The organism is Burkholderia sp. WAC0059, assembly GCF_002870125.1.
In the GTDB taxonomy this organism is placed as follows: domain Bacteria; phylum Pseudomonadota; class Gammaproteobacteria; order Burkholderiales; family Burkholderiaceae; genus Paraburkholderia.
Window position 1 is genome coordinate 91,379 of sequence record NZ_PNEO01000017.1, and the last position, 16,566, is coordinate 107,944.

The 16,566-nt window shown below is 69.4% G+C and carries 12 protein-coding genes, 1 tRNA gene and 1 riboswitch; of the genes, 10 read left to right on the forward strand and 3 right to left on the reverse strand.

The window, feature by feature from the left end:
• Window positions 1–64 precede the first annotated feature (64 nt).
• Complete coding sequence (locus CY652_RS17730; RefSeq protein ID WP_146010131.1) at window positions 65–1,015, forward strand: hypothetical protein; 951 nt, start codon at window positions 65–67, stop codon at window positions 1,013–1,015.
• Between the two features lie 98 nt (window positions 1,016–1,113).
• Here CY652_RS17730 and CY652_RS17735 read toward each other — a convergent pair whose 3' ends face one another.
• The 3 genes from CY652_RS17735 to CY652_RS17745 form a co-directional block, all read right to left on the reverse strand.
• On the reverse strand, window positions 1,114–1,764 hold the full coding sequence (locus CY652_RS17735; protein WP_102132064.1) for a DUF2968 domain-containing protein: 651 nt from the start codon (window positions 1,762–1,764) through the stop codon (window positions 1,114–1,116).
• A gap of 92 nt (window positions 1,765–1,856) precedes the next feature.
• Window positions 1,857–3,239, reverse strand: coding sequence for a gamma-glutamyl-gamma-aminobutyrate hydrolase family protein (locus CY652_RS17740; protein ID WP_102132024.1), 1,383 nt, complete (start codon window positions 3,237–3,239; stop codon window positions 1,857–1,859).
• 110 nt (window positions 3,240–3,349) lie between these two features.
• Window positions 3,350–5,107, reverse strand: coding sequence for a cation:proton antiporter (locus tag CY652_RS17745; RefSeq protein ID WP_102132025.1), 1,758 nt, complete (start codon window positions 5,105–5,107; stop codon window positions 3,350–3,352).
• 142 nt (window positions 5,108–5,249) lie between these two features.
• Here CY652_RS17745 and CY652_RS17750 point away from each other — a divergent pair, with 142 nt between their 5' ends.
• The 9 genes from CY652_RS17750 to CY652_RS17790 all read left to right on the forward strand — a co-directional run bounded on the left by CY652_RS17750 (window position 5,250) and on the right by CY652_RS17790 (window position 16,420).
• Window positions 5,250–6,632, forward strand: a complete 1,383-nt coding sequence (locus CY652_RS17750) for an amidase (protein WP_102132026.1) — start codon at window positions 5,250–5,252, stop codon at window positions 6,630–6,632.
• A gap of 154 nt (window positions 6,633–6,786) precedes the next feature.
• Complete coding sequence (locus CY652_RS17755) at window positions 6,787–7,317, forward strand: disulfide bond formation protein B (RefSeq protein ID WP_102132027.1); 531 nt, start codon at window positions 6,787–6,789, stop codon at window positions 7,315–7,317.
• A 207-nt stretch (window positions 7,318–7,524) separates the two neighbouring features.
• Complete coding sequence (gene xdhC / locus CY652_RS17760) at window positions 7,525–8,556, forward strand: xanthine dehydrogenase accessory protein XdhC (RefSeq protein WP_102132028.1); 1,032 nt, start codon at window positions 7,525–7,527, stop codon at window positions 8,554–8,556.
• Window positions 8,557–8,625: 69 nt separating this feature from the next.
• Window positions 8,626–9,753: an adenosine deaminase gene (locus tag CY652_RS17765; protein ID WP_102132029.1), complete on the forward strand. Its 1,128-nt coding sequence runs from the start codon at window positions 8,626–8,628 to the stop codon at window positions 9,751–9,753.
• Between the two features lie 48 nt (window positions 9,754–9,801).
• Window positions 9,802–11,115, forward strand: a complete 1,314-nt coding sequence (gene guaD, locus CY652_RS17770; RefSeq protein ID WP_102132030.1) for a guanine deaminase — start codon at window positions 9,802–9,804, stop codon at window positions 11,113–11,115.
• Window positions 11,116–11,205: 90 nt separating this feature from the next.
• Window positions 11,206–11,381, forward strand: a riboswitch (yybP-ykoY riboswitch).
• 52 nt (window positions 11,382–11,433) lie between these two features.
• A complete protein-coding gene (locus CY652_RS17775) occupies window positions 11,434–12,006 on the forward strand; it encodes a TMEM165/GDT1 family protein (RefSeq protein WP_102132031.1) in 573 nt (190 codons plus the stop codon).
• 200 nt (window positions 12,007–12,206) lie between these two features.
• Complete coding sequence (gene pepN, locus CY652_RS17780) at window positions 12,207–14,897, forward strand: aminopeptidase N (RefSeq protein WP_102132032.1); 2,691 nt, start codon at window positions 12,207–12,209, stop codon at window positions 14,895–14,897.
• 255 nt (window positions 14,898–15,152) lie between these two features.
• Window positions 15,153–16,169, forward strand: coding sequence for a class 1 fructose-bisphosphatase (locus CY652_RS17785; RefSeq protein ID WP_102132033.1), 1,017 nt, complete (start codon window positions 15,153–15,155; stop codon window positions 16,167–16,169).
• A gap of 175 nt (window positions 16,170–16,344) precedes the next feature.
• Window positions 16,345–16,420, forward strand: a tRNA-Thr gene (locus CY652_RS17790).
• The last annotated feature ends 146 nt before the right edge of the window (window positions 16,421–16,566 follow it).

A 16,566-nucleotide genomic window follows, 5' to 3' on the forward strand; every position in this document is an offset into this window, starting at 1 on the left:
CGCGAAAGCATCAGTCGTCCGGTATTCGCGGCTGTCCGGGAGATTACGGCGAAGGAGAAATTTGATGGCAAGTGTTCTATCGATTCCAGTAGCGGTGGCCGTGGAGGGCTCCATTGCCTTGCCGCGCATGCGGCCGCTCGACCGCCTTCCGCCGCCGTTCGGCAAGGAATGGGCGCTGCTGCCGCCGCGCTTCAACCTGCGCGCCGAGATCATCGCGCTGTATGCGGCGATTCTGCACACGGTCTACCGGAGCACGCGCGTGCTCGACGCCTCGTATCGCCGGAACCGTCCGGGCCGCGACGACGCCTATGCGGCCGCGGCCGCGAACCTGGCGAGGTTCGGTTCGCCGGCGGGCGCTTACGCGCCCGGCATGGCCGCCGCGCCTCATGCGCCGATATTCCGGCAGCGGGTCCTCCTCGGCGGCGTGTGCGTGCTGGGCAGCGCCGCGCTGATCGGGTGGATCGCGGCCGGCCATCTGCAGCATCGCGAAAACGAGGCCCCGGCGGCGCAATCGGCGGCGGTGCACCGCAACGCACCGGCCGTCGTCCCCGTGCAGCCGAGTCAGCAGGCGCTGGAACAGGAGCCGCCGCTGCCGCCCGGCATGGCCGGCACCGACGACGCATCCGCCGCTCCCCGCGCGGCGATCGCTCCCACGCAAACCGCGCTTCGCACGGCCCGGGCGCACGAAGACCCGCGCGTTTCGTCGGCGCACAGCGAGTCGCGCGGCCGGACGGCCTCGGCCCATCGGGCGCATGGCCGCCGGCACGAGTTCGCGGCTCCGCATCACGAACGCCGCGCCGGGCGCCGGCATCACGCCTCGTCGGAACCGGGGCTTTACTCGTCGCGCCGGTCGGCGTCCGATCTCGACAGCCAGTACAGCTCGATCCTGAGTTGGGCCGCGCACGCGTATCGGCCCGCCGCGGGTCGTCCGATGGTCCCGGCCGACAGCACCGACTGGGAAAACCATATGTCGCAGCGGCGCCTCACCGACGTGCCCGACGAGTTTTCGAAGTAAAACGGAAAACGTGTGCGCCCGGCCTTGCGCCGGACGCCACGAACGAAAAGCCCGGCACAAAGGCCGGGCTTTTCATTTTCTGCGCACGGAAATCAGTTTCACCCCGCCGGCAATCCCGCCTCGGTCGCGCGCTGCAGGTCGAGCACCTGCCGTTGCAAATCTCGCAGCCGCGCCCGGGCCTGTGCCGCCTCGACGCCCAGCCCGGCAGTCTCGCCCCGCAGTTGCCGCTGACGTTCGGCCACCTGTGCCTGCTGCGCACGCGCCACGTCGAGATCGGCCTGCAAACGTCTCGCCTGCACCCCGGCCCACGCAATGCCCAGCTCGATCTGTGCCTTCTGCGCCTGCAACTGCGTGCGCTGAATCTCGATACTTGCGAGCTGCTCGGTCTGGCTGACGAAATTCGCGTAGATGGCGTTCGCGCGCGTGTCGTCCTGAGAACGGACGACACGCCAGAAATGCCTGTGCTGGAACAGGGCGACGTAGTACGTCATCTCGGGCGCGTAGAAGAACAGGCTCGCCCCGTAGCTGCCGTTGTACGTCGTGCGCAGTTCGGCAAGCTGATGATCGTGGAGCAGTTGCAGCAGTTGCTCGACGTCGCCCGACACGTTGCCGGCCGGCGCCGCCACAGCAGCCGCAGAGGCAACCGGGCCCGCCGGGCCGTCGGCGGCCAACACGGGCCCGCCATACTGCAGCAGCAGGAGAACCGCTGCACCCGGCAAGCTGCGACGCAGCGGGATCGAAAACTTCATACGCGGGCGCGCCTCCATCGCAAACCAGAAAACGCCCGATTATCGCCGCCGCCTCCCACCCTCCGTCTCAAATTTGGACGCGAGGGTTCCGGCTAGAAGCGTGTCTCCCGCGCCGACCGTAGAAAGGTATCGAGCAGCGGCGTGCAGTCGAGCAGCTCCGGCCCGCCGGCCCGATGAAACTCGGGATGCCACTGCACGCCGACGACGAACGGCGAGCGCCGGTGTCGCACGGCCTCGACGAGGCCGTCGCCGGCCGAAACGGCCTCGATGCTCAAGTCGCGCCCGAGATTCTTGACCGCCTGATGGTGAATCGAATTGACGATTGCCTTGCGCTGCCCCGCGAACAGGCTCGCGAACGTCGAACCCTCGGGAAACTGGATCGCGTGACGATGCTGGTCGTATTGCTCGTTGACGTGCACGCCGGCGGTCGGCACGTCGGTGGCGATGTCCTGGTACAGCGTGCCGCCGAACGCGACGTTGATGAGCTGGCATCCGCGGCACACGCCGAGCACGGGCTTGCCCGACTCGACGAACTCATGCAGCAGCTCGAGCTCGTACATGTCGCGCACGCGGTCGCCGGGCCACTCGGGACGCGCCGACGCCTCCGCATAAGTCTGCGGCGACACGTCCGCGCCGCCCTGCAGGAGCAGGCCGTCGAGATGCTTCGCGTAATCGCGCAAGCGGATGTTGCTCGGATGCAGCATGCCCTGATGGCCGACGGTCGGGATCATGAACACGATCACGTCGCGCGACATCACCCAGTGCGCGATCGATTCCTCGAGATACTGCAGCGTCTTGCCGCGCAAACCGAGCGCGCCCGGCTCCGGATGGAAGATCCGCGCCGACACGCCGATGCGCAGCGTGCGTTGCGTGATGCGCCGCCCGGCGCGGTCGAAGAGCTGCCGCGCGCGCGCCGCGACGATGCGGCCGAACACGGACCACGCGGAATCGCCGGGACGCAGGTAGCGCGGCGGATTCGGCGGCAGCGAGCCCGGCGGCGGCGGGTTCTGCGCCGTGAAGTCGGGCGGCTGGCCGAACCCGGGCGGGACCGACGACGCCTCCCCCATGCTGCCCACCCCGACTCCGCCGGCCGCTGCTGCGGCAGCTTCCTGCGCGTCGGCGGCCTTCGCCGCCTCGCCCCCGGACTGCGCCCCCCCGCCCGCGGCCTTCTCCGCCTCGGCCTCCTGCCGGGCCACCGTCTGCGCGGCCTCCGCCCTCGCCTCGGCGGCCTCGTCGCCGCGCGGCGGCGGATTCTCGGGCGTCAGCGCCGACGCGCTCGCCGGCGCGTCGGTCGCCGCCCGTTGCGCCGCGCCGGCATCGGCCGGCAGTCCGCTCGCGCCGTGCGCGGACGTCGGGACCGGCACGTCGTCCGCGGGATGCGCCGGGCCGGCGTCGCCCGACGGCGTACCGGGTGCGGCGCCGGAAGCGGGCCGGGAAGTATCGGGAGATTCGGTATCTGGCTTGTTTTCGCTCATGACGGAAGGTCAGACGCGCAGCGCACGCGAACGGATGGACACGTTTCGATTATCCGCCTGCCCCCACCCGCCCGCAAACCCGCGCGGACCCGGCGGACGACCCGATGCCGTCACGACTCCGGGCGCTCGTCGAACGTCTCGCGCAGCGCGATCTGCATGCTCGCGTGAATGCGCACGCACCAGCGCCAGAGCAGCATCGCGAGACAGGCCGCGCATACCAGCACGGCGGCCAGCAGCCCGACGGGCGGCAGGATCGCGCCGGACAGCGCCGCCACCAGCAGGAACACGCCGATCATCGAGACGACCGGCACGAGCTGCGCGATCGCGTGACGGATCGCATGCGAGAAGCGCCCCGCTTTCGCGGGCTGCACGCTCACCTCGGCAAGCAGCATCGCGAGCGACTTGCTCTTGCGCCACACGGCGACGAGAAACGGCATCGCGAGCACGAGCGCCACGCCCCAGAGCACCGCGCGCTGCAGCGACTCGTCGGGCAGCCAGCCGGCGAAAAGCGGCCCGGCATAGCCGGCGCCGTACGACACGCCGAGAAAGATCGCCGACACCACGGCGAGATTCACGCCGATCGGCACGACGATGCCGCGCACGAGCACGAACAGCGACGGCCCGTCCGACTGCGTGCCGAGGCTGCCGAGCCATTGGCCGTAGAGCCCGAACACGTTCGCGACGGGCGCCGGCACGGCCTTCGCGAGGCGCTGCGAGAGCGGGTCCGCGAGACGGATCAGGTACGGCGTCGTCAGCGTCGTGATGGCGGAGACCGACACCGCGATCGGATAGAGAAAGCTGCTCGTCACCTTCAGCGTGAGCCCGAGCGAGGCGATGATGAACGAGAACTCGCCGATCTGCGAGACGGTCATGCCCACGCGCATCGCGGTACGCCCGTCGCGGCCGGCGAGGAACGTGCCGAGCCCGCACGACACGAGCTTGCCGAGAATCACGGCGATCGAGATCGAGGCGATCGGCCAGGCGTAGTCGACGAGCACCGCCGGGTTGAGCATGAGCCCGATCGTGACGAAGAAGATGGCCGAGAACGCGTCGCGCAGCGGCGCGACGAGATGCTCGATGCGGTACAGGTGACGCGATTCGGCCATGATCGCGCCGATCAGGAACGCGCCGAGCGCGATGCTGTACCCGAGCTCGACGACGAGCAGGCAGAAACCGAAGCAGAAGCCGAGCACGGCGACGAGCAGCATCTCGTCGCTGTCGGTGCGCGCCACGTAGTCGAGCACGCGCGGCACGACGAGGATGCCGACGAGCAGCGACACGACCATGAAGAGCAGCAGCTTGCCGAGCGTGACGAACGCGACGCCCGCGCTCAGCTCGCCCGTCTGCGCGATGCCCGAGAGCAGCACGAGCATCGCGATCGCGAGAATGTCCTCGACGATCAGGATGCCGAACACGAGCTGCGCGAACGGCTCGTGCTTGACGCCCAGCTCGGACAGCGCCTTGACGATGATGGTCGTCGACGAGATGGCGAGGATCGCGCCGAGAAAGAGCGCGTCCATCGCGCTCCAGCCGAACGAGCGGCCGATCTCGTAGCCGATCCAGAGCATCATCACGATCTCGGAGAGCGCCGCGACGATCGCCGTGAGGCCCACGCGAAAGAGCTTGCGCAGGCTGAACTCGAGGCCGAGCGAGAACATCAGGAACACGACGCCGAGTTCGCCGAGCGTCTGGATGGTGTCCTGGTCGTGGATCAACTGGAACGGCGGCGTGTAGGGGCCGATGATGACGCCCGCGGCGATGTAGCCGAGCACCACGGGCTGTTTCAGCCGGTGAAAGAGCACCGTGACGATGCCGGCCAGCGCCATGACGACGGCCAGATCGTGAATGAAGCCAATGCCGTGATGCATGCGTCGGTTCCTTACAGAAACATTAAAGAGGCATGTTACCCGATGCGAAGGTCCGTCCAGACTACCTGCAGCGGACGCCGCGCGCTCTATACGCGCTCTACAATGCGCCATGCCCTTTCCACCCTCCCGACCGACGACCGCCATGACCGCCTCCGCCCCGACGCCCTTTGCCCCGCTCGCCGAACTCGCGGCCGACCTCGCCGCCGGCCGCACGACGAGCCGCGCCCTCGTCGAAACCGCGCTCGAACGCATCGCCGATCCCGCCGGTCAGGGCGCGACGGTCTTCATCGAAGTGGACGCCGAACGCGCGCGGGCCGCCGCCGACGCGCACGACCGCCTGCGCGCGGCCGGTACCGTGCTCTCGCCGCTCGCGGGCCTGCCCGTCTCGGTGAAAGACCTGTTCGACGTGCAAGGCCAGGTGACGCGCGCCGGCTCGCGCGCGCTCGCCGACGCGCCGCCCGCCGCGGCGGACGCGGTCACGGTCGCGCGGCTGCGCCGCGCCGGCGCCGTCCTGATCGGCCGCACCAACATGAGCGAGTTCGCCTTCTCGGGCCTCGGCCTCAACCCGCACTACGGCACGCCGCGCTCGCCCTACCGGCGCGGCCAGCCCGGCGACGAACGCGTGGCCGGCGGCTCCTCGTCGGGCGCGGCCGCGTCGGTCGCCGACGGCATGGCCGCCATCGCGCTCGGCACCGACACCGGCGGCTCGATCCGCATCCCCTCCGCCTTCTGCGGGCTAACCGGCTTCAAGCCGACCGCCGCGCGCATTCCGAAGGCGGGCGGCCTGCCGCTTTCGTCGACGCTCGACTCGTTCGGGCCGCTCGGCCGCTCGGTGACGTGCTGCGCGCTCGTGGACCGGCTGCTCGCCGGGCTCGCGCCGCGCGTGCCCGCCGCCCGGCCGCTCGCGGGCGCGCGCATCGGCGTGCTCACGAATTACGTGACCGACGGCGTCGAGCCCGAGGTGGCGAACGCCGTCGACGCCGCGCTCGGCCATCTCGGCGCGGCCGGCGCGATCCTGACCGACGTGCGCTTCGACGCGCTCGAGCGGCTGCCCGACATCAACCGCTTCGGCTTCTCGCCGATCGAGGCCTGGGCCTGGCACCGGCCGCTCGTCGAGCGGCATCGCGACGTCTACGATCCGCGCGTGCTCGCCCGCATTCTCAGGGGCGAAGCCGCGAGCGCGGCCGATTATCTCGACCTGATCGCCGCGCGCGCGGCGCTGATCGAAGAGGCCGGCGCCGCGCTGTGGCAACGGTTCGACGCCGTGATCGCGCCGACGGTGCCCATCGTGCCGCCGCGCCTCGCGCCGCTCGTGGACGACGACGAGGCCTTCGCGCGGACCAACGCGCTCGTCCTGCGCAACCCGAGCGCCTTCAATTTTCTCGACACCTGCGCGCTATCGCTGCCGTGCCACCGGCATGGCGACGCGCCCGTCGGGCTGATGCTCGTCGGCGCGCCGCACGACGACGATGCCCTGCTCGCGCTCGGCCTCGCCGTCGAAACCGGGCTCGCCTCGCGGCGCTGACCGCGGCATGACGCTTCGGCGAACCCGCCCGCCGCTTCTGCCCCACGGCAAACCAGCCGGACGCGAAATACGGCGGCCGGAGCGTTCGCGCTAGAATCGCGGACACCGCCGCTGTGGCCTCGGGCCGCCCAGGCACGACACCCAAGACTGCAACATGACTGACGACAACGCGTTACTGCGCCACGAGCGCGGCTTGCTGTTCCTGCTCGGCCTGATCTGTCTCGCGCTGCTGGCGGGCGCCCTGTGGATGCAGTACGGAAAAGGCGAAGACCCGTGTCCGCTCTGCATCATCCAGCGTTATTTCTTCCTGCTGATCGCGATCTTCGCGTTCATCGGCGCGCGGTTCGGCAGTTGGCGCGGCGTGCGCGCCGCCGAAGCGCTCGTCGTGCTGTCCGCGCTCGGCGGCATCGTCGCCTCGGCGCGCCACGTCTACGTACAGGCCCACCCGAGCTTCAGTTGCGGCTTCGACGCGCTCGAGCCCATCGTCGACGGCCTGCCGCCCGCGCACTGGCTGCCCAGCGTATTCAAGGTGGCGGGGCTCTGCGAAACGCAATATCCGCCGATCTTCGGCATCTCGCTGCCGGGCTGGGCGCTCATCGGATTCGTCTGCGCGTTCGTGGCCGTCGCCACGAGCCTGTGGCGCAATCGCAACCGCCAGGTCTCCTGGCCGGGCCTGCGGGGCTGATCGCGGCCGCCCCGGCCTCTTTCTGCTCCATTGCTCCCGTGACGGTGCCCGCGGGCGGGCGCCGCGGCGGGCGCCTCAATCGCGCCCGCGACACACGGCGCCGCCGCGCGCGGTGTTATCTTCGGGCATGACGGGCCGATCGCCCGCCTGCCGCCGACGGGCGGCAGCCTGCCTCGCGCGCGGCACCGTCTCCGGGAGAACCCTCCGATGCAAGCCTGGCTGTCCGATCTCCAGCACCTGCTCGCGCACGGCGACGCCGCCGTGCTCGTGACGGTCGCGCGCGTCGAGGGCGTCGCGCCGCGCGAGGCTGGCACGAAGATGATCGTCACGCGCGACAGCGCGCGCCACACCATCGGCGGCGGACGCTTCGAAGAGAAAGCCGTCGAAATCGCCCGCCAGGTGCTGCGCGACGGCATGCGCGAGCCGCGTCTGCGCCGGCTCGAACGGCTCGTGCTCGGGCCGGCGCTCGGCCAGTTCAGCGCCGGCGCCGTCGTGCTCGCGTACGAACGGCTCGACGTGGGCGACCTCGGCTGGCTCGCCTCGCTCGCGCGGCGTCTCTCGGCGGGACGCTCGACCGTGCGCAGCGTGTCGTTCGGCAGCGCGACGGATGCCGTCATGCTTTCGGAACCCGAGCCGGGCGTCGAAGCGCCCGACTGCCTGCTCTGGGACAGCACGGGACCGGGCGGCGACGCGCTCCTCACCGAAACGATCGCGCCGAACACGTTTCCCGTCGTGCTGTTCGGAGCCGGGCACGTCGCCACGGCGCTCGTGCGCGTGCTCGCGGCACTGCCATGCCGGGTGCGCTGGGTCGACCGCAGCGACGCGCCGTTCCCCGCGCCGGAGACGCTGGCCGCGCTGGGCGCGGCGAACGTGGCCGTCGAGGCGACCGACCGGCCCGCCGAGGCCGTCGACACCGCTCCCGCCGGCGCCTGCTTCGTCGCGATGACGCACGACGACGCGCGCGACCTCGAACTGGCCGGCCGCATCCTGCGCCGCGCCGACTATGCATTCTTCGGCCTGCTCGGCTCGCACGCGAGACGCCGCCAGTTCGAGCAGCAGCTCGCCGCGCGCGGCATCGACCCGCTGCAGATCGCGCGGATGCAATGCCCGCCCGGCGTGGAAGGCATCGCGGGCCAGGCGCCCGAGATCGCGGCCGTCGCCATCGCCGCCCGGCTGTTGCAGGCCGTGGAGACGCACGCCGCGCATGCGCGCAGCGCGCCGCCCCAGCCGTTCCCCTGACGCGCCGTCGCCTCGACGGCAACCCGATTCCGCCGCCCCTTCATCGCCCCAGCCCATCCGACACGCTCCATGAACACGACGACGCCCCCCGCCGCCACGCCGCTCGCGCGCAAGATCGCCGGCGCGCCGAAGGCCGAACTGCACATTCACATCGAGGGCTCGCTCGAACCCGAACTGATCTTCCGGCTCGCGCAACGCAACGGCGTGAAGCTCGCCTACGACTCGGTCGAGGCGCTGCGCGACGCCTACGCGTTCACCGACCTGCAGTCGTTCCTCGACATCTACTACGCGGGCGCGAGCGTCCTGCTGACCGAGCGGGATTTCTACGACATGACGATGGCGTACTGCGAGCGAGCGCGCGCCGACGGCGTGGCGCATGCCGAAATCTTCTTCGATCCGCAGACGCACACCGAGCGCGGCGTCGCCATCGAGACCGTCGTGGCCGGGATCGACCGGGCGCTCGCCGAGGCGCAGACGCGCGGCCTCTCGAGCCGGCTGATCCTCTGCTTCCTGCGCCACCTGCCCGAGGAAGACGCGCTCGCGACGTTCGAAGCGGCCCGGCCGCTTTTCTGGCAGTACGCGCACCGGCTGATCGGCGTCGGGCTCGACTCGTCCGAACGCGGGCATCCCCCGTCGAAGTTCGCGCGCGTGTTCGAACGCGCGCGCGCCGAGGGCCTGAAGCTCGTCGCCCATGCCGGCGAGGAAGGCCCGCCCGCCTATGTCCACGAGGCGCTCGACACCCTGAAGGTGGACCGCATCGACCACGGCGTGCGCAGCGCCGAAGACCCGGCGCTCGTCGAGAGGCTGGCCCGCACGCGCGTCGCGCTGACCGTCTGTCCGCTCTCGAACCTCAAGCTGCGCGTGTTCGACGACCTCTCGCAACACACGCTGAAGACGCTGCTCGACGCGGGCGTCGCGGTCACGGTCAACTCCGACGACCCCGCCTACTTCGGCGGCTACGTGAACGACAACTACGTCGCGACGATCGAGGCGCTCGGCCTGACCGACGACGACGTCTACCGGATCGTGCGCAACGGTTTCGAGGCGTCGTTCATCGCGCCCACGGAACGGGACGCGCTGATCGCGAAGCTCGATGCCTACTGGCACGGCGGGCATAGCGGCGAACATGACGGACGCAGCGAGCAGCGCGACAACGGAAGCGGAAGCGGACGCCATGAGCCGGCCGGCGCAGCCTGAGCGGCAGATCATGTCCGACTCGCCGCGCGTACGGCACGCGGGGCACGCATGACGAAGCAACGGGCGCTGCGCGCGAAACTACTGACGTTTACGGGCGACCCAGCGCAATCGCAGGACGCCGTCGTATTTCACGAAGACGGCGGCGTGATCGTCGAGAACGGACGCGTGCTCGCCTCGGGCGCATGGACTTCGCTCGCGGCGCAGCTCGCGCCGGATGCGAACGTGCGCGAGCTGCGCGACAAGCTGATCGTGCCCGGCTTCATCGACACGCACGTGCACTATCCGCAGACGGAGATGATCGCCTCGCCGGCGCCCGGCCTGCTGCCCTGGCTCGAAACGTGGACGTTCCCGGCCGAGCGGCGCTTCGAAGACCCGGCACATGCCGGGGACGTCGCGCGCTTCTTTCTCGACGAGCTGCTGGCATGCGGCACGACCACGGCCCTCGTCCATTGCACCGTGCATCCGCAGTCCGTGGACGCATTCTTCGCCGCCAGTCACGCACGCAACCTGCGCATGGTCGCGGGCAAGGTGCTGATGGACTGCCGCTGCCCGGCGTTCCTGCGCGACACCGCGCAATCGGGCCACGACGAAAGCGCCGCGCTCATCGCGCGCTGGCACGGCCGCGGCCGCCAGCTCTACGCCCTCACGCCGCGCTTCGCCATCACGTCGAGCGAGGCGCAGCTCGAAGCGTGCGGCGCGCTCGCCAAACAGCATCCCGACGTCTTCATCCAGAGCCACGTCGCCGAGAACCGCGACGAAGTGCGCGAGGTCGCCGCGCTGTTTCCGGACCGCCGCAGCTATCTCGACGTCTACGACCACTACGGGCTGCTGCGTCGCCGCGCCGTCTACGGCCATTGCATCCATCTCGACGACGGGGATCGCCGGCGCATGGCGGCAACCGGCGCGATCGCCGCGCATTGCCCGAGTTCGAACCTGTTCCTCGGCAGCGGCCTGTTCGACCTCGGCGAGGCGACGCGCGCCGGCATGGCCGTGACGCTCGGCACCGACGTGGGCGGCGGCACCTCGCTCTCGATGTTGCAGACGATGAACGAAGCGCACAAAGTCGCGCGCCTCTCGGGTCATCACCTCGACGCGACGCGGATGTTCTGGCTCGCCACCGCGGGCGCGGCGACGGCGCTCGATCTCGCGGACCGCGTCGGCACGCTCGCGCCGGGCACCGAGGCGGACTTCGCGATCCTCGACCCGGCCGCTACGCCGCTGCTTGCCCGCCGCACGGCACGCGCCACGTCGCTCGAGGAACTGCTGTTCGCGTTCGCGCTGCTCGGCGACGATCGCGCGGTGTTCGAAACCTGGGCGGCCGGCCAGTGCGCGCATCGCCGCGACGCCGCCGTCCGGCACTAGTGATAGTGACGACCGTCCGGCGGCACACCTCGGGCAGCCTGCGGCCGACCCCGTCGGCAGGATTGGCCGCACGACGCCCCATGCTATAATCCGCCCCTCATTGGGGAGTAGCCGCCCCGCGTTCCGCGACTATCCGGCCAACAAGCCGGATTTCTTTTGCGCGGCAACCGCGGGGGCGCCTGTCAACAGACTTGGCCGCAAGGCCATGGCAGGTGCAGCCTCGGGCCTGGCGAGACCGATGACTCATGACCGCCGCAATAGGGCCCGGCGGATCGTGGGTCGTCGCTCGCACTCATCCGGCCCGGGGAACATCACGACGTGGAACAAGCCTTTCTGGTCTCGACCAGCGCAGTCGCCCTTGCCGAGATCGGCGACAAAACCCAACTGCTCTCGCTCGTACTCGCCGCCCGCTACCGCAAGCCGCTACCCATCATCCTCGGCGTGCTGGCCGCCACGATGGTCAACCATGCGTGCGCCGGCGCGCTCGGCGACTGGCTCGGCTCGCTCGTCACGCCGACCATCATGCACTGGGCGCTGGCCGCGTCGTTCATCGCGATGGGGCTCTGGATACTCGTGCCCGACAAACTCGACGACGAAGAAGCCAACGTGAGCCGTTCGCGCTTCGGCGTATTCGGCACGACCGTCGTGACCTTCTTCGTCGCCGAGATGGGCGACAAGACGCAGATCGCAACCGTCGCGCTCGCCGCGCGCTTTCACGACTTTTTCGGCGTCGTGGCCGGCACGACCCTCGGCATGATGATCGCGAACGTGCCCGCGATCCTGCTCGGCGACCGCTTCGCGCACCGGCTGCCGACGAAGCTCGTGCACGCCATCGCGGCCGTGATGTTCGTCGTGCTGGGCTCGCTCGCGCTGCTGCACGTCGGACTGTAGTCCGTGTCCGCGGCGGCGCGGCGGACAGCGGCGCGGCGAACCGGGCACTGACGCGCGGACAAGCGCGGAATAATGTCCGCGCCGGACAACCGCCGCGAGCCTTTGTACAATGGGCCGATCTGCCCGCGCGCGGCCTTGCAGCCGGCCTGCGCGCAGTCGGTCCCATTTCTCCCTCTTTCGCGTCCCTGCCAGCCTGAGCCATGACCGATACCGCCACGTCCACCGCGATCCGCCGCGCGGATTACACGCCGCCCGCCTTCCTGATCGACACTGTCGCGCTCGAATTCGACCTCGTGCCCGAGCGCACTGTGGTCAGGAGCACCCTGCGCATCCGCCGCAATCCGGCCGCCGCGCATGCGCCGCATCTGGAGCTGGTCGGCGAGCAGCTCGAATTCCTCGGCGCCACGCTCGACGGCGCGCCCTATGCCGCGGTGCGCGCCCACGAGCACGGCCTGAGCGTCGAGAACGTGCCCGACCGCTTCGAGCTGACGCTCACGGGCGCGTGCGATCCGTCGGCCAACACGACGCTCTCGGGCCTCTACGTCTCGGGCGGCAACTTCTTCACGCAATGCGAGGCCGAAGGCTTTCGCCGCATCACCTGGTTCCTCGACCGCCCCGACGTGATGGCGACCTACACGGTCACGCTGCGCGCCGACAAGGCCGCGTATCCGGTGCTGCTCTCGAACGGCAATCTCGTCGAGGAAGGCGTGCTGCCCGACGGCCGCCATTACGCGCGCTGGGAAGATCCGTTCCGCAAGCCCTGCTATCTGTTCGCGCTCGTCGCGGGCAAGCTCGTCGCGCTCGAGGAGCGCATCCGCTCGGGCTCCGGCAAGGAAAAGCTGCTGCAGGTCTGGGTCGAGCCGCACGACCTCGACAAGACGCGCCACGCGATGGACTCGCTGATCCACGCGATCCGCTGGGACGAAAGGCGCTTCGGGCTCGAGCTCGATCTCGACCGCTTCATGATCGTCGCGGTCAGCGACTTCAACATGGGCGCGATGGAGAACAAGGGGCTCAACATCTTCAACACGAAGTACGTGCTGGCGAACCCCGAAACCGCGACCGACACCGACTTCGCGAACATCGAGGCCGTGGTCGGCCACGAATACTTCCACAACTGGACCGGCAACCGCGTCACCTGCCGCGACTGGTTCCAGTTGAGCCTGAAGGAAGGGCTCACGGTGTTCCGCGACCAGGAGTTCTCGGCGGACATGGCCGGCGGGGAAACGGACGAGGCCGCGCGCGCGACCAAGCGCATCGAGGACGTGCGCGTGCTGCGCCAGGTGCAGTTCGCCGAGGACGCGGGCCCGATGGCGCACCCGGTGCGCCCGGAAAGCTACGTCGAGATCAACAACTTCTACACGGTGACCGTCTACGAAAAGGGCGCGGAAGTCGTGCGGATGTATCAGACGCTGTTCGGCCGCGACGGCTTTCGCAAGGGCATGGACCTGTACTTCCAGCGCCACGACGGCGAGGCCGTGACCTGCAACGACTTCCGCGCCGCGATGGCCGACGCGAACGGCCGCGACCTCGCGCAGTTCGAGCGCTGGTACAGCCAGGCCGGCACGCCGCGCGTGACGGTGACGACGCGTTACGACGAGGCCGCGCGCCGCTACAGCGTGAGCGTCGCGCAGAGCTACGGGCCCACGTCGCCGGCCGCGCGCGAGACGCAGAACGGCCCGCTGCTGATCCCGTTCGCGATCGGCCTGATCGGCCCGGACGGCGCCGACCTGCCGCTGCGCCTCGAAGGCGAACGCGAGGCGCAGGGCACGACGCGCGTGCTCGACGTCACCGGATCGCAACAGACGTTCACGTTCGTCGACGTGCCGGCGAAGCCGCTGCCCTCGCTGCTGCGCAATTTCTCGGCGCCGGTCATCGTCGAGTACGACTACAGCGACGACGAGCTCGCGTTCCTGCTCGCGCACGACAGCGATCCGTTCAACCGCTGGGAAGCGGGCCAGCGGCTCGCCACCCGCGAGCTGCTCGCGCTGGCGGCGCACGCGGCCACCGGCCGGACGCTGCAGCTCGACGACGCCGTGGTCGGCGCGTTTCGCCGCGTCCTGACCGACGAGACGCTATCGCCGGCATTCCGCGAGCTCGCGCTGATGCTGCCCTCCGAGACCTATCTCGCCGAGCAGATGGCCGAATCGGACCCGGCCGCGGTCCATGCCGCGCGCCAGTTCGTGCGCCGCCGGCTTGCCCAGGCGCTCAAGGCCGACTGGCTCGCCGTGTACGAGCGTCACCGCACGCCGGGCGCCTACGAGGCGACGTCGACCGCCGCCGGTCATCGCGCGCTGAAGAACCTTGCGCTGTCGTATCTGGCCGAACTCGACGATCCGGCCGACGCCGTGCGGCTCGCGAGCGCGCAATACGACGCGGCTGACAACATGACGGACCGCGCCGCGGCGCTCTCGGCGCTTCTGAACGCGGCCGCCGGAAGCGGCAGCGACTTCGCGCAGGGTCCGCTCGACGACTTCTACCGCCGCTTCGAGAAGGAGCCGCTCGTCATCGACAAGTGGTTCGCCCTGCAGGCCACCCAGCGCGGCCGAAAGGGTCGTCCCGTGATCGCGGAAGTGCGCCGCCTGATGGCCCATCCCGCGTTCAACCTGAAGAACCCGAACCGCGCACGCTCTCTGATCTTCAGCTTCTGCGCGGCAAATCCGGCCCAATTCCATGCGCCGGACGGCTCGGGCTACGCGTTCTGGGCCGAACAGGTGATCGCGCTCGACGCGCTCAACCCGCAAGTCGCCGCACGGCTGGCCCGTTCGCTCGAGTTGTGGCGGCGCTTCACGCCGGCGTTGCGCGAGCCGATGCGCGCCGCGCTCGAAAAGGTCGCCGCACAGGTGAAGTCGCGCGACGTGCGCGAGATCGTCGAAAAGGCGCTGGCCTGAAGACGCGGGACACGCTGGCGTCGTCCGGCAATACACAACACAATCCGCTGACGCACGAAACCGGCCCGCCGTTCACGTGGGCCGGTTTTTTTCGATACATCGGGACGGAAGCGAAACGTATTGCGGAACCGGCACGAACCCGACCGCAAAAACCGGCGGCCGCTACCCCGGACGCCCGGGCACGGCACCGATCCGGTGCGGCCGAATGTCAGGCAGGTAGAATCTCGTTATTCCCCAGCCTACCGGAGCATCGCAATGGCCTTGCAACGTCGCACCACCCTTACGAAATACCTGATCGAGCAGCAGCGAAAAACCCATAACCTGCCCGCCGATCTGCGCCTTCTGATCGAAGTCGTCGCCCGCGCCTGCAAGGCGATCAGCTACAACGTCAGCAAGGGCGCGCTCGGCGACGCGCTCGGCAGCGCCGAAAGCGAGAACGTGCAGGGCGAGGTGCAGAAGAAGCTCGACATCCTCTCGAACGAGATCCTGCTCGACGCGAACGAATGGGGCGGCAACCTGGCCGCGATGGCGTCGGAGGAGATGGAAACGTATTTCCCGATCCCGGCCAACTATCCGAAGGGCGAGTACCTGCTGCTGTTCGATCCGCTCGACGGCTCCTCGAACATCGACGTGAACGTGTCGATCGGCACGATCTTCTCGGTGCTGCGCTGCCCGGACGGCCAGCAGGCCACGGAGCAGTCGTTCCTGCAGCCGGGCACGCAGCAGGTCGCGGCCGGCTACGCCGTGTACGGCCCGCAAAGCGTGTTCGTGCTGACGACCGGCGACGGCGTGAACTGCTTCACGCTCGACCGTGAAGTGGGCTCGTGGGTGCTCACGCAGAGCGACATGCGCATCCCCGAAGACACGCGCGAATACGCGATCAACGCGTCGAACGCGCGGCACTGGTACGAGCCGGTGCAGAAGTATGTCGGCGAGTTGAACGCAGGCAAGGACGGAGCGCGCCAGCAGGACTTCAACATGCGCTGGATCGCGTCGATGGTGGCCGACGTGCATCGCATCCTGAACCGCGGCGGCATCTTCATGTACCCGGCCGACCGCCGCACGCCGGACCGACCCGGCAAGCTGCGCCTCATGTACGAGGCGAACCCGATGGCATTCATCGTCGAGCAGGCGGGCGGCGCCGCGACCAACGGCGAAAAGCGCATCCTCGAAGTTACGCCGAAGGGCCTGCACGAACGCGTCGCCGTGTTCCTCGGCTCGAAGAACGAGGTCGATCGCGTGACGCGCTACCACCTCGAAGCGAAGGGCTAACGGGAGAAGGATCTGCTGCGCCGGTCCGGGCCGATCGGCCCGGACCTCAAGCCCAGGGGGACGATTTTCAGCGAGGGGCTTCCCAAGGCCTGAAATGCCCGATAGAATAGCGGGCTCTATCTGATTGCACGCCAAGCTGGCTTCGCCGGACAAAAGCAACGCAATTCAGAAGTGGGCCGGAATAGCTCAGACGGTAGAGCAGCGCATTCGTAATGCGAAGGTCGGGGGTTCGATTCCTCTTTCCGGCACCAAGAAATTCAAGGGGTTACAGGCGATTCGCTTGTAACCCCTTTCTCGTTTCTATGGTCATGTAACCACCATGTAACCGGATTCGATCAACAGGCTGCCCTTTGATCACGGTTGCACTATCGATCTCTCCGTTGCCCCATCCATCGCG

Coding starts and splice junctions, on each gene's coding strand:
- CY652_RS17730 (WP_146010131.1), top strand. CDS start 65: ATGGCAAGTGTTCTATCGATTCCAGTAGCGGTGGCCGTGGAGGGCTCC.
- CY652_RS17735 (WP_102132064.1), bottom strand. CDS start 1,764: ATGAAGTTTTCGATCCCGCTGCGTCGCAGCTTGCCGGGTGCAGCGGTT.
- CY652_RS17740 (WP_102132024.1), bottom strand. CDS start 3,239: ATGAGCGAAAACAAGCCAGATACCGAATCTCCCGATACTTCCCGGCCC.
- CY652_RS17745 (WP_102132025.1), bottom strand. CDS start 5,107: ATGCATCACGGCATTGGCTTCATTCACGATCTGGCCGTCGTCATGGCG.
- CY652_RS17750 (WP_102132026.1), top strand. CDS start 5,250: ATGACCGCCTCCGCCCCGACGCCCTTTGCCCCGCTCGCCGAACTCGCG.
- CY652_RS17755 (WP_102132027.1), top strand. CDS start 6,787: ATGACTGACGACAACGCGTTACTGCGCCACGAGCGCGGCTTGCTGTTC.
- xdhC (WP_102132028.1), top strand. CDS start 7,525: ATGCAAGCCTGGCTGTCCGATCTCCAGCACCTGCTCGCGCACGGCGAC.
- CY652_RS17765 (WP_102132029.1), top strand. CDS start 8,626: ATGAACACGACGACGCCCCCCGCCGCCACGCCGCTCGCGCGCAAGATC.
- guaD (WP_102132030.1), top strand. CDS start 9,802: ATGACGAAGCAACGGGCGCTGCGCGCGAAACTACTGACGTTTACGGGC.
- pepN (WP_102132032.1), top strand. CDS start 12,207: ATGACCGATACCGCCACGTCCACCGCGATCCGCCGCGCGGATTACACG.
- CY652_RS17785 (WP_102132033.1), top strand. CDS start 15,153: ATGGCCTTGCAACGTCGCACCACCCTTACGAAATACCTGATCGAGCAG.